Source organism: Oceanicola sp. 22II-s10i (assembly GCF_002210105.1).
Classification (GTDB): domain Bacteria; phylum Pseudomonadota; class Alphaproteobacteria; order Rhodobacterales; family Rhodobacteraceae; genus Pseudooceanicola.
In genome coordinates this window covers 17060-30046 of record NZ_AQQU01000008.1, presented here as the reverse complement: position 1 = coordinate 30046, position 12987 = coordinate 17060, and the positions used below count along the sequence as shown (strand labels likewise).

The 12987-nt window shown below is 65.4% G+C and carries 8 protein-coding genes and 3 tRNA genes; 5 read left to right on the top strand and 6 right to left on the bottom strand.

The window, feature by feature from the left end; translation table 11 throughout:
• Window positions 1-13: 13 nt before the first annotated feature.
• Window positions 14-820 (top strand): hypothetical protein, encoded by an 807-nt coding sequence (locus ATO6_RS18300; RefSeq protein WP_254919203.1) that lies wholly within the window; start codon window positions 14-16, stop codon window positions 818-820.
• A 48-nt stretch (window positions 821-868) separates the two neighbouring features.
• On the opposite strand, the gene ATO6_RS18295 is transcribed toward ATO6_RS18300, so the two are convergent.
• From ATO6_RS18295 to ATO6_RS18280, 4 genes are all read right to left on the bottom strand, one after another.
• A complete protein-coding gene (locus tag ATO6_RS18295) occupies window positions 869-2014 on the bottom strand; it encodes a sensor histidine kinase KdpD (protein ID WP_088625482.1) in 1146 nt (381 codons plus the stop codon).
• A 223-nt stretch (window positions 2015-2237) separates the two neighbouring features.
• Window positions 2238-2314 (bottom strand) — tRNA-Asp (locus ATO6_RS18290).
• Between the two features lie 30 nt (window positions 2315-2344).
• Window positions 2345-2421 (bottom strand) — tRNA-Asp (locus ATO6_RS18285).
• Between the two features lie 359 nt (window positions 2422-2780).
• On the bottom strand, window positions 2781-5204 hold the full coding sequence (locus ATO6_RS18280) for an ATP-dependent helicase (RefSeq protein WP_088625481.1): 2424 nt from the start codon (window positions 5202-5204) through the stop codon (window positions 2781-2783).
• A 164-nt stretch (window positions 5205-5368) separates the two neighbouring features.
• Between ATO6_RS18280 and ATO6_RS18275 the strand changes: the two genes are divergently transcribed.
• Window positions 5369-6508: an alpha-hydroxy acid oxidase gene (locus tag ATO6_RS18275; RefSeq protein ID WP_088625480.1), complete on the top strand. Its 1140-nt coding sequence runs from the start codon at window positions 5369-5371 to the stop codon at window positions 6506-6508.
• 4 nt (window positions 6509-6512) lie between these two features.
• Here the strand turns inward: ATO6_RS18275 and ATO6_RS18270 are convergent, their stop codons facing one another.
• The gene (locus ATO6_RS18270; RefSeq protein WP_176440994.1) at window positions 6513-6944 is read right to left on the bottom strand and encodes a hypothetical protein; all 432 of its coding nucleotides are present in this window, start codon (window positions 6942-6944) and stop codon (window positions 6513-6515) included.
• Window positions 6945-7166: 222 nt separating this feature from the next.
• Between ATO6_RS18270 and ATO6_RS18265 the strand changes: the two genes are divergently transcribed.
• From ATO6_RS18265 to ATO6_RS18255, 3 genes are all read left to right on the top strand, one after another.
• Entirely contained in the window at window positions 7167-10610 is a 3444-nt protein-coding gene (locus tag ATO6_RS18265) for a pyruvate carboxylase (RefSeq protein ID WP_088625479.1), read from the top strand.
• Window positions 10607-11116, top strand: coding sequence for a DUF2314 domain-containing protein (locus ATO6_RS18260; protein WP_088625478.1), 510 nt, complete (start codon window positions 10607-10609; stop codon window positions 11114-11116). Before ATO6_RS18265 ends, ATO6_RS18260 begins: the two co-directional genes overlap by 4 nt.
• A gap of 437 nt (window positions 11117-11553) precedes the next feature.
• A tRNA-Thr gene (locus ATO6_RS18255) sits at window positions 11554-11629 on the top strand.
• Between the two features lie 877 nt (window positions 11630-12506).
• Here ATO6_RS18255 and ATO6_RS18250 read toward each other — a convergent pair.
• A complete protein-coding gene (locus ATO6_RS18250; protein ID WP_176440993.1) occupies window positions 12507-12968 on the bottom strand; it encodes a hypothetical protein in 462 nt (153 codons plus the stop codon).
• Window positions 12969-12987 lie beyond the last annotated feature (19 nt).

Sequence of the window (12987 nt, the reverse complement as noted above, 5' to 3'; positions counted from 1 at the left end):
CTACAGGAGAATCGTGGAAATTCGATGGCATACGCCGCGTGACCCGCGTGCACTGCCGGAGGATGCCGCCCTGCTGCCCCAGGATTTCGCCACCACAGGCCGCCACTTCGCCCACGTGACCGGCACGCCGGTGACACGGTTCCAAGTGATGGGCGAACGGTCCTCGGGGACGAACTTCGCCAAGCGGGTTCTGGGGCGGAACACGGAGCTCAAACCGACCGAGGCGCTTGGCTGGAAACACGGCTTTCCGCAGATGACGGCGGTTCCCGCCGACACCGTGATCGTCTGCTGCGTGCGCAATGCGGCGGACTGGGCGCGGTCGATGCACGCCAAGCCCTGGCACACGACCCCTGCCCTGCAGCGCATGGCGTTTCCGGATTTCATCCGCGCGGAATGGGACACCATCGTCGACCGCGACCGTTATTTCGAGGAGGCCGGTCGCCTCGGCCTGACCGGACAGCCGCTGCAGCACGACCGCGATCCGCTGACCGGGCGGCGCTTTGCCGACATCTTTGCCCTGCGCCGCGCCAAGCTGGCCGCGCTGCTGAGTTACGCCGAACGGGACTGCAATATCGCGATCCTGCGGATGGAGGAGCTGACCGCCGATCCCGCCGGGACCGTGGATGCCTTCATTGCGGCGTTCGGGCTGTCGGCTCGGGAGGGCGAATTCCGCGGGATCGCAAGGCGCCTCGGCTCCAAGTTCAAGGCCGCCGTCGACAACCGCCCCGAGACGCCGAACGCGCTGAGCGGCAGCGATCTCGATTTCCTGCGCAGCCGGGTCGATGCGGAGCAGGAAGCCGAACTGGGCTATACATACTGAAGCCGCGGCAGTTTCCCGCCGCGGCTCTGTCTTTTCCGTAGGGCAGGTTCACTCGGCCGCGATGGCGAGGGACTCTTCGCTCCCGAGAAGGTCGACCGTCAGGCTGAACCCGTCGTCCGACTGCTCCAGCCTGACCTTGCCGTTCATCGCGTGGCAGAACGATTCGATCAGCGACAGGCGCAGGGTCATCGGCGTGGTGTGCCCGGTGCCGCGCACGACATCGCCGTTGGCGCGGGACAGGCCGCCGATCGTGTGCTTGAGCGAAACGGGGACATCCTCCACCGACAGCGCCGCGTCGAATGCGGTCATGCGGATGCGGCTCGTGCCGCCGATGCTTTCGAGGTCCAGTCCGACCTCGCCGCCTTCCGGCACGGCCGAGATCCCGGCCTGCAGCATCGCGCCGACAAGATCGCCGAACGCCTCGCCGCTGGTGTCATGGAACAGCACCTCGGGTGCTGTCACGGCAACGCGGACGCCCCGGCGATCGGCATGGAAATGCGACTGCGACACGGCACGGTCCGCAAGGCGCACGATGTCCAGCGACTCGCTCGTGGCGTCGAATTCCGTCCGTGCCTCGGCCTGAGACAGGTCCAGAACGGCCTGCAGCGTGGACATCAGCTGTTCGCTCGATCCCTCGATCGACTTGGCGACATCGCGGTAGGCGGCACCGCCATAGGGGCTGATCGCCTCGGACTTCATCAGTTGTGCAAAGCCCTGGATCACGGTCAGAGGCGTGCGGAAATCGTGGCTCATGCCCGCCAGCGCGCTGAACCGCGCGTTGTGATGTTGGGCGATCCGGTCACGCTGCGCCTCGGCGGTCGTGACCGCGCCGTCGAGACGGGTGATCGCCTCCTGCGTCGAGGCCAGCAGCACCCCGGCGCCATCGGTGTAGCGCGTCGGCAGACGCGGCGTGCGCCCGGTTTCGAGGTAATCGCGGGCCGCGTCCGACGCGACACGGACCGGCGCCAGCAGTTCGTTCATGAGGAACATCGTCCCGGCCGTGCCGACCAGCGTGGCGACCAGCATCGCGATCAGCACGTCGATCTGCTCCATGAAGGGCGTGTTGTCCGCCAGAAGAGCATAGGTGACCGCCCCGAACATCGGCACGTGCACGCCGACAAAGCTGACGAATAGGACCTTGCCAGTGTATGTGCGCGGAAAATTCTTCCGCGCGAGGAATTCATAGGTTCGCATTTCTGCCTCAGGTTTCTTTCGCTCCCGTACGAGCGGCGGTCAATCTCGGGGCGAAATCGGGCAATGGGCGGGCGCAAATCGGTTCATATCGACAAAAACCTATACGTATATTGCAGGCACAGGTTTGCAGAAAGCGACGTATGGCATCATGGCAGGGCATGAAGACGCGCGCACGGCCCGCGAAGGACAGGCGGCGCTGAGACACATGACGTCGTTGGATAAGTGGCGCGGTTGACGGGGCTCGAACCCGCGACCCCCGGCGTGACAGGCCGGTACTCTAACCGACTGAGCTACAACCGCGCATCGCGTCGGGACCAAGGGGCGGGACAGTGGCGCGGTTGACGGGGCTCGAACCCGCGACCCCCGGCGTGACAGGCCGGTACTCTAACCGACTGAGCTACAACCGCGCATCTGCCCGCCCAGGCAAAGGCCCGGACGTGGAGGGCGTTCTAGGGGCACCGGCGGGGCGCGTCAAGCGGGTTCTGACAGCTGATGTCCGGTCCTGTCCGCGGGGCCGCTCCGGGTGGGCGGACAAACCGTTTCCCGCCCGTCAGACCACGCGCACCGCAGGGTCATGCGGTGCGGGCGTGTCGGGGGTGGCGCTGGCAGGATAGCCGGCGATAAGGGCAATAATGAACGCAGCAATGCAGACGAGATGATAAAAAGACATCGGAAAAGCTCTGGCAGACGAAATAATGTAATGCGTCCAGCCTAGCTCCGCCGCGCCCTGCCCTCCAGTCAGGTATTCCTCACCCTGCCCGCGCCGTCAGAACGGCACGTCATCCGCGCCCATGACGAACTTGGCGACGACCTTTTTCTGGCCGGCCTTCTCGAAGGCGATGTCCAGCTTGTCGCCCTCGATCCCGGTGATCGCGCCATAGCCGAACTTCTGGTGAAACACCCGGTCGCCGACGGTGTAGGCGCTGATCGCGGTGGAATCGATCACCTGGTTGCGCACTTCCTGCGGCTGCGCCATCGGGCGCGCCTGCTGGCGGGACTGCATCCGCTTCCAGCCGGGCGAGTTGTAGACATCCGCCCGCGCGGCTTTTTCGTGGATCTGGCTTTGCATGCCCGCCGCCCCGTAGCCGCCGCCGTAAAGCCCCGGCGGGGTCAGCACGTCCACGTGTTCCTCGGGCAGCTCGTCGATGAAGCGCGAGGGCAGCGCGGACTGCCACTGGCCATAGACGCGGCGGTTGCCGGCGAAGGTGATTGTGCAGATCTCCTCAGCCCGCGTGATGCCGACATAGGCCAGCCGCCGCTCCTCCTCGAGGCCCTTCAGCCCCGCCTCGTCCATCGAGCGCTGCGAGGGGAACAGCCCGTCCTCCCAGCCCGGCAGGAACACCGCCGGGAACTCCAGCCCCTTGGCGGCGTGCAGGGTCATGATCGACACCTTCTCGCCGTCCTCGCCCTGTTCGTTGTCCATGATCAGCGCGACGTGTTCGAGGAAGCCCTGAAGATTCTCAAAGCTTTCAAGGGCTTTCACGAGTTCCTTGAGGTTCTCCAGCCGTCCCGGCGCCTCGGGCGTCTTGTCGTTCTGCCACATCGCGGTGTAGCCGGATTCGTCGAGGATGATCTCGGCCAGTTCCACATGGCTCATCTCGGGCGGGCCATATTCGAAGGTCTCGGCGGCACCGTCATCCAGCAGTTCATCCCCGACGTTGATCCGGCGCAGCGGCCCCCGCGTGAACGCGTTCCAGCGGTCCAGCCCCTCGACCAGCGCCCTGAGCTGGCCGGCCCCCTTGCCGCCGATGTGCCCCTCGTCCACACACAGCCGCGCGCCGTCGACAAGGCTCACCCCGTTGTCGCGGGCCACCCGCTGGATCGTCTGTTGCGCCTTGTCGCCCAGCCCCCGCTTGGGGGTGTTCACGATCCGCTCGAACGCCAGATCGTCGTCGGGGCTGACCACCAGCCGGAAATAGGCCATCGCGTCCCTGATCTCGAGCCGCTCGTAGAATCGCGGGCCGCCGATGACGCGATACGGCAGACCGATCGTCAGGAACCGGTCCTCGAACGCCCGCATCTGGTGCGAGGCGCGGACGAGGATCGCCATGTCGTCGAGACTGAGGGGGCGCAGGCCGCGCGTGCCCTTCTGCATCGCCTCGACCTCCTCGCCGATCCAGCGCGCCTCTTCCTCGCCGTCCCAGTGGCCGATCAGTCGGACCTTCTCGCCCTCCTCGGCCTCGGTCCACAGCTCCTTGCCGAGCCGCCCCTTGTTGCCCCGGATCACGCCCGAGGCGGCGGCGAGGATATGCGGGGTCGAGCGGTAATTCTGTTCCAGCCGCACCACCTTGGCGCCCGGAAAATCCTTTTCGAACCGCAGGATGTTGCCCACCTCGGCCCCGCGCCAGCCATAGATCGACTGGTCGTCGTCTCCCACGCAACAGATGTTGTGATGCGCCCCGGCCAGCAGCCGCAGCCACAGATACTGCGCGACGTTGGTGTCCTGGTATTCGTCGACGAGGATGTAACGGAACCAGCGCTGATACTGCGCCAGAACATCCTCATGCGTCTGGAAGATCGTGACCATGTGCAACAGCAGGTCGCCGAAATCCGTCGCGTTCAGCTCGCGCAGGCGGGTCTGGTACTGATCGTAAAGCTCCGTCCCGCGGTTGTTGAAGGCCGAGGCCTCGGCCGCCGGGACCTTCTCGGGCGTCCACGCACGGTTCTTCCAGTTGTCGATGATCCCCGACAGCTGCCGCGCGGGCCAGCGCTTCTCGTCGATGTTGTTGGCCGCGATCAGCTGCTTGAGCAGGCGCAGCTGGTCGTCGGTGTCGAGGATGGTGAAGTTCGACTTCAGCCCCACCAGTTCCGCGTGGCGGCGCAGCAGCTTGACGCAGATCGCGTGGAAGGTGCCCAGCCACGGCATCCCCTCCACCGCCTCGCCCAGCATCCGACCGACGCGGTTCTTCATCTCGCGCGCGGCCTTGTTGGTGAAGGTCACGGCTAGGATCTCGTTGGGCCGCGCCTTGCCTGACGCCAGCAGGTGGACGATCCGCGCGGTCAGCGCCTTGGTCTTGCCCGTCCCTGCCCCGGCCAGCATCAGCACCGGCCCGTCCAGCGCCTCGACCGCCGCGCGCTGCGCGGGGTTCAGGTCATCCAGATAGGGCATGGGCCGTGCGGCCATCGCGCGGGATGACAGAGAGGCGGCTGCGGCGCCTTCGAAGGCGTCCATTTCATCGTGACTGCTCATCCTCCGACTATAGCGCGTCCGGCGCAATTGTTAAAGATGCGTTCCCGCTATGTTCCACGCGTCGCGCGAGGCATGCCATCAGGCGCGACGAGAGGCTTCACGAGTGAAGCGGCGCGCCGAGGGCTCTTGCCAAAACCCCGGCCCCGCAACACAGTCGCGCGGCCATGGAACTCGATCTCTCCTACCCGACCATCCCCGACCTCCGCCGCCGCGCCAAGCGGCGGCTTCCGCATTTTGCCTGGGAATACCTCGACAGCGGCACCGGCGACGATCTCGCCCTGCGCCGGTCGCGGCAGGCGCTGGACGAGGTCATCCTCGCCCCCGCCGTGCTGAAGGGCCGGACGGTGCCGGACCTGACGACGACCTTCCTCGGGCGGACCTATGCCGCGCCGTTCGGCGTATCGCCCGTCGGGATGACCGGGCTCTTCTGGCCCGGCGCAGAGGTGATGCTGGCGCAGAACGCGGTCAAGCGGAACCTGCCCTTCGGCCTGTCCACCGTCGCCGCCGCCTCGGTCGAGGATCTGGCCCCGCATATCGGCGATCAGGGCTGGTTCCAGCTTTACCCGCCGCGCGACATGGAACACTGCGCCGACCTGCTGAAGCGTGCCAAGGATGCCGGGTTCCACACCCTGACGCTGACAGTCGACGTCCCCGGCCCCTCGCGGCGCGAACGCCAGCGGCGCGGCGGCCTGCAGACCCCGCCCCGGATCACGCCGCGCCTGTTCATGCAGTCCGTGCTGCGCCCGCACTGGGCGATGGCCGTGGCCAAGGCCGGCACGCCGACCGTCCGGGGTCTGGCGAAATACGCCTCGCCGCACGAACCGGCCCGCCATGTCGGCCTCGCCCCCCATGCCGCGCCCGATCCGGAGCTGCTGAAACGCCTGCGTGACATGTGGGAGGGCCCGATCGTCGCCAAGGGCGTTCTGGTCCCGTCCGAAGCGGTGATGCTGCGCGATCTCGGCGTCGATGCGGTCTGGGTCTCGAACCACGGTGGACGCCAGTTCGACGGCGGTCCGGGATCTGCTGTCGCCCTGCCTCTGATCCGCAAGGCGGTCGGTCCGGACTATCCGCTGATCTACGACGGGGCCACGGAATCGGGGCTCGACGTGCTGCGTGCCATCGCGCTCGGGGCCGACATGGTGATGCTGGGCCGTGCGTGGCTCTGGGGTGTCGCCGCCTTCGGCGCGCGCGGGGCGGAACAGGTGACGCATATCCTGACCGAGGACATGACCTCCGGCCTGATCCAGATGGGCATCACCCGGCCGGAAGAAGCGCGCGGCCGGATCTGGGAGAAGCTGATCTGACGGATCACCCGCCGGGCCGCCCCGCACGCAGGCTGTTGACGGCATCCAGCGCTGCCGGGTCCATCCCGAACAGCGGCACTGGCTGTCCTTCGCGAAAGGGCTGGGTCATCTGCCAGCGGATCAGGAACGCCTCGGACACGGTCAGGTAACTCATCCCGACCCGCCGCGCGACACGGCGGTTCTGGTACTGGACCGCTTCCTCCTGCCCGTCCCGGTCGATGATCACGACCATCGGCAGTTTTCCGGTCAGCTCGGCCGCGAACAGGGCCTGATGAATACTGTCATAGGATGATCGCTGGCCGTCGAAACCGACCTCGACGACATGCGTTGCGGTCTCGCAATCCACCCGGATGTGACGGTCCTGCCCGGCCGCCACGTAGTCGTGGCGCACTTCGACCTGCCCCTGAAGAAGCAGGCTGCAGAGGATGGCGGTCAACTCGGTTTCCAAGGGCATGCGAAAAGCTAACAAATCGTTAACGCATCACCAAGGCAGTTAATACTTTCCCAAGCAGGCGCATGAATTTGCAAACTGCAAATACCGAAGTGCAAACTTAGCAATTAGCAAAATGGCCCCTTGCGCCGCGCCGCAGCGTGTCGTTTGCTGTGCGGAAATATGGCGGCCCCCGGCCCCATGTCCGGCAAGCAAAGGACGCACCCCATGCCCGAGTTCAAGAAAATCCTCGTCGCCAACCGTGGCGAGATCGCCATCCGCATCATGCGGGCCGCGAACGAGATGGGGAAAAAGACGGTCGCCGTCTTTGCCGAAGAGGACAAGCTGGGCCTGCACCGCTTCAAGGCCGACGAGGCCTATCGCATTGGCGCGGGCCTCGGTCCCGTCGCCGCCTACCTGTCGATCCCCGAGATCATCCGCGTCGCCAAGATGTCGGGTGCCGACGCGATCCATCCGGGCTATGGCCTGCTGTCCGAGAACCCCGAACTGGTCGAGGCCTGCGACGCCGCCGGCATCACCTTCATCGGCCCCCGCGCCGAAACGATGCGCGCGCTTGGCGACAAGGCTTCTGCGCGGCGGGTCGCGATCGCGGCGGGCGTGCCGGTGATCCCCGCGACCGAGGTGCTGGGCGACGACATGGCGGCGATCACCAAGGAGGCCGAGGAGATCGGCTTCCCGCTGATGCTCAAGGCGTCATGGGGCGGCGGCGGACGCGGCATGCGCCCCATCAACAACGCCAAGGAACTGCCTGAAAAGGTTCTGGAAGGCCGGCGCGAGGCCGAGGCCGCCTTCGGCAATGGCGAGGGCTATCTGGAAAAGATGATCACCCGCGCCCGCCACGTCGAGGTGCAGATCCTCGGCGACCGGCACGGCAACATCTACCATTTGTTCGAACGCGATTGCTCCGTCCAGCGCCGCAACCAGAAGGTCGTCGAACGCGCCCCCGCCCCCTACCTGACCGAGGCTCAGCGGGCCGAGATCTGCGAGCTGGGCCGCAAGATCTGCGCCCATGTGGGGTACGAATGCGCGGGCACCGTCGAGTTCCTGATGGATATGGAGACGGACCAGTTCTACTTCATCGAGGTGAACCCCCGCGTGCAGGTCGAACACACGGTGACGGAGGAAGTCACCGGCATCGACATCGTGCAGGCCCAGATCTTGATTTCCGAGGGCAAGACGATCCAGGAGGCGACCGGCAAGGCCTCGCAGGGTGATGTCACGCTGAACGGCCACGCGCTGCAGACCCGGATCACCACCGAGGACCCGCAGAACAACTTCATACCCGATTACGGCCGCCTGACCGCCTACCGCTCCGCCACCGGCATGGGCATCCGTCTGGACGGCGGCACGGCCTATGCGGGTGGCGTCATCACCCGCTACTACGATTCACTGCTGGTCAAGGTCACCGCGCATGCCCAGACCCCGGAAAAGGCCATCGCCCGGATGGACCGCGCGCTGCGTGAATTCCGCATCCGGGGCGTCAGTACGAACATCGCCTTCGTCGAGAACCTGCTGAAACATCCCGTATTCCTTTCAAACCAGTACACGACGAAGTTCATCGACACGACGCCCGAGCTCTTCGACTTCGCGCAGCGCCGCGACCGGGGCACCAAGGTGCTGACCTACATCGCGGACATCACCGTCAATGGCCACCCCGAGGTGCAGGGCCGCCCCCGCCCGCACCCCGATCTCAAGCCCCCGCGCCTGCCCGAACTCCGCACCGACCGCCTGCAATACGGCAGCCGCAATCTGCTTGAGGAAAAGGGTCCGAAGGCCGTCGCCGACTGGATGAAGGCGCAGCAGGAACTGCTGTTCACCGACACCACGATGCGCGACGGACACCAGTCGCTGCTGGCGACCCGGATGCGCAGCCTCGACATGATCAAGGTGGCCCCCGCCTATGCCGCCAACATGCCGCAACTGTTCAGCGTCGAATGCTGGGGCGGCGCGACCTTCGACGTGGCCTATCGCTTCCTTCAGGAATGCCCATGGCAGCGGCTGCGCGACCTGCGCGCGGCGATGCCGAACCTGCTGACCCAGATGCTGCTGCGCGCCTCGAACGGCGTGGGCTACACCAACTACCCCGATAACGTGGTGCAGGAATTCGTGCGGCAGGCGGCCGAGACCGGCGTCGACGTGTTCCGCGTCTTCGACAGCCTGAACTGGGTCGAGAACATGCGCGTCGCGATGGACGCCGTGCAGGAGTCGGGCAAGATCTGCGAGGGCACGATCTGCTACACCGGCGATGCGCTGGACCCGGCCCGCGCCAAATACGACATCAAGTATTACGTCAACATGGCCAAGGAGTTGCAGGCCGCCGGCGCGCATGTGCTGGGGATCAAGGACATGGCCGGCGTCATGACGGCGGCGGTGGCGGAAAAGCTCTTCCCCGCCCTCAAGGACGCCGTGGATCTGCCGATCCACTTCCACACCCACGACACCAGCGGCGCCGCGATCTCGACCATCCTCGCCGCCGCCGCCAAGGGGGTCGACGTGGTGGACGTGGCGATGGACAGCCTGTCGGGCAACACCAGCCAGCCGACCTTCGGCTCGGTGCTGGAGGCGATCAAGCACGGGCACCGCAAGTCGTCCATCGACATCACGGCGGTGCGCGAGATCTCGAACTACTGGGAAGCGGTGCGCGGCCAGTATGCGGCCTTCGAAAGCGGGATGCAGGCCCCCGCCTCGGAGGTCTACCTGCACGAGATGCCGGGCGGACAGTTCACCAACCTCAAGGCGCAGGCGCGCAGCATGGGTCTGGAGGAGCGCTGGCACGAGGTGGCCGAGACCTATGCCGACGTGAACCAGATGTTCGGTGACATCGTGAAGGTCACGCCCTCCTCCAAGGTCGTGGGCGATATGGCCCTGATGATGGTCAGCCAGGGGCTGACGCGCGCGGATGTGGAGAACCCGGGCAAGGACGTCTCCTTCCCCGACAGCGTGATCGACATGATGAAGGGCAACCTCGGCCAGCCGCCGGGCGGCTTCCCCGAAGCGATCGTGAAAAAGGCGCTCAAGGGCGAGACCCCGAACACCGAGCGTCCGGGCAAGCACCTCGCCCCCGTCGATCTTGATGAAAAGCGGGCCGAGATCACGGCCAAGCTGGACGGCGAGGCGATCGACGACGAGGACCTGAACGGCTACCTGATGTATCCCAAGGTCTTCGAGGACTACGCCAGGCGCCACGCCACCTACGGCCCGGTCCGGGTGCTGCCGACGCGGACCTTCTTCTACGGCATGGACGCGGGCGAGGAGATCACGGCCGAGATCGACCCCGGCAAGACGCTGGAAATCCGGCTGCAGACCGTGGGCGAGACTCAGGACGATGGCGAGGTCCGCGTGTTCTTCGAACTGAACGGCCAGCCCCGCATCATCCGCGTGCCCGACCGCAAGGCCACCGGGGCCTCCAAGTCGCGGCCCAAGGCCGACCCGGCGAATGCCGATCATGTCGCGGCGCCGATGCCGGGGGTTGTGGCTTCTCTGGCAGTGTCGCAGGGAACCGAGGTCAAGCAGGGCGACCTTCTCTTGACCATCGAGGCGATGAAGATGGAGACTGGCCTGCACGCGGACCGGTCGGGCCGGATCAAGGCGATCCATGTCACGGCCGGTGCGCAGATCGACGCCAAGGACCTGCTTCTGGAATACGAATGAGCCGCATCGCGCAGATCGTCGCCCTCGCCCTCACTGTCGCGGCACCCGCGATGCCTTTGCGGGCTCAGGATCCGGTGGATTACCTGCGCCCGTCCGATCCCGGACTGGCCCAGGCGGTCGCCATGGCGCAGGAAACCCTGCCGATCTTTCTGGCGCATGTCTTCGACCGCTCTGGCGAAGGCATTGACGGGTCGCGGATCATGATCCTGATCGGTGAGGGGCCGGAGCGGGAGCCGATCTGGGTCGCCCCCTTCTACCGCCTCGACGCAATGAATTTCGAAGGCCATATCGAGGGCCTTCCGACCCGGCTTGAGGGCTTCATGGTCGGGCAGAAGGTGGCGTTCCACCAGTATCGCATCATCGACTGGCGGATCGACCTGGACGACGGCAAGCGCTACGGCAGCTACGTCGAACGCGCCGGGATGACCGACACCCCCGCATCCGAGGGCGCGACCACCGGCCATCCCCTGTCCGAGACCCCGGTTCCTTCCGCCTGGCTCCGGTGATCCGAGCGCCCGGTCGCGGACGGGCCCGGTCCGCCGGATTCCGCCGATCCGCCCTGCGCGGCCTGAATGGTCGGCGCCGCACGCCAACCGAATCCCCAGATGTTTTCCTTACCTCAGGCAGGCTTGGCCCCTGACGGCCCGTTATCCACAGGTCAAGACTGGATCCACACCCACCGATCCCGCATCCTGCAGGCACGGACAGGCCGGTCACCGCGGCCTGGGCCGGTTCACCAAGCACTTGGGGAAGGTAGCCCACGGTGGCCGCAGACCGGCGCGCAAAAGGCGCGACCGGACGGGTGAATCATGTGCGGATCGGGGGTTCCCGTCGGCATATGGGGCGGACGGCGGCTGAGTTGATGGGGCGCCGCCGCCCGTTTCCCTTTCCCTGCGGCTTGCCGCTTGTGCGGTGCCGGTGCCGGTGCTAAGTGCCTCGCATTGCCCCTATAGCTCAGCTGGTAGAGCAACTGATTTGTAATCAGTGGGTCGGGAGTTCGAGTCTCTCTGGGGGCACCAATTAAATTCAATAAGACTTTGAAAATCATACAGTTAATTGACTAACTGGTTCTTCTATCCCCCTCCGAATCCCCCCGTCTGTAGCTGGTGAGTGCTCTCCGGCCTAATTTCGATACATCGCCAGCCAAGCCATCGTTTCGGTCAACGCTTTGGCCTCAAGCGCCTCGTATTCAGTCGCCAGCTTCTGATATGTGGCTCGGTGCATGTATCGAGGTTTTCCCCAACCCGCCCCTTCGAAAATGCCAGGAGGCCAGCCTAGCTGCTTTCGCAGCTTGTCCGCTTTCCGGATAGCACGGTCCCTACGGCTCTCGTTCTCCGATGGGTATGCAAGCTGGTGGCACCTGCGACACGCGAATATCGTGCCGCCGTAGAGTGTCCCTGTCCGCTTTCCGCATCCTAGCGCTGGGCAGATGAACCAAGGTCGCGATCCGCCAAAGTGGCAAGGCGTGTATTCGATCCGAACCCGGTAGTTTTTCGATTCCCAATCGCCGCCCTTCCGATGCCGATAATTCAGCCTGACGTGGCCATCGCGTGCCGTCACCCGTATGTCGCCCTCCGGCTCTCCGTTCACCGTCCAACTGTATTTCGAAGTTCGCCCGGAGTGCAGCCAGCCGTCTTTCGCCAGCACTCCGATCCGCAGGGGTTTCATATCTTCGACCGTCATGCGCCCGCCCCAGCGCAGGTATGTGCCGCTACCGCATCCGCCCATCTATTTTCCCCTATTTTATCCAAATCGACTGGCAAGTTGCCCCGTCGAACCAGTCGCATCGCTCGCCCGGAAAGAACCACTGCCCTTGGCTAGATGTATATGTGTCCGGTTTCTTGGGCCGCGCGGCATCGAAAGTCATACACCGCACGTCACAGTTTTCCGGACGGTTCACGCCAGTTTCGCCGCAATACCCGCCGATGCGTCACAGTGTTTGTGACGGGACGTCCCAGTTTTTGTGCGGGGCTTTTTATTCACCCGCCAAGACATGAACGCCTTGGATGGCAGATGACCGGCTTGCGTCGGCAGTTCCTCCAGCGCCCAGATAGACGCCTTGCCGATACCGGCGGGACCGAGGTGAGGGGCCTGCGTCATGCGGATGAACCCCCGTTGCTGCAGTTCATCGAACCACGGGCCGACCGTATTGCGATGCACGGCAAGGGCCTGAGCCGCGTCCCGGTGACTAAGGATGATCTGCCCGTTGTTCGTGCCGTTGAACCGCCGTTTCAGTTCGATGTAGAGCGCCCTTGGGCCGGGCTTCATGGTCGCCCATGCCTCGCTGGCCTGCAGCCATTCAGGAAGCTGGACGTGACGCCCAGCCCCCCTTTTGTGATGCTTGTAGGGTTTCGCCATCAGTCGGGCCGCCCGTTGC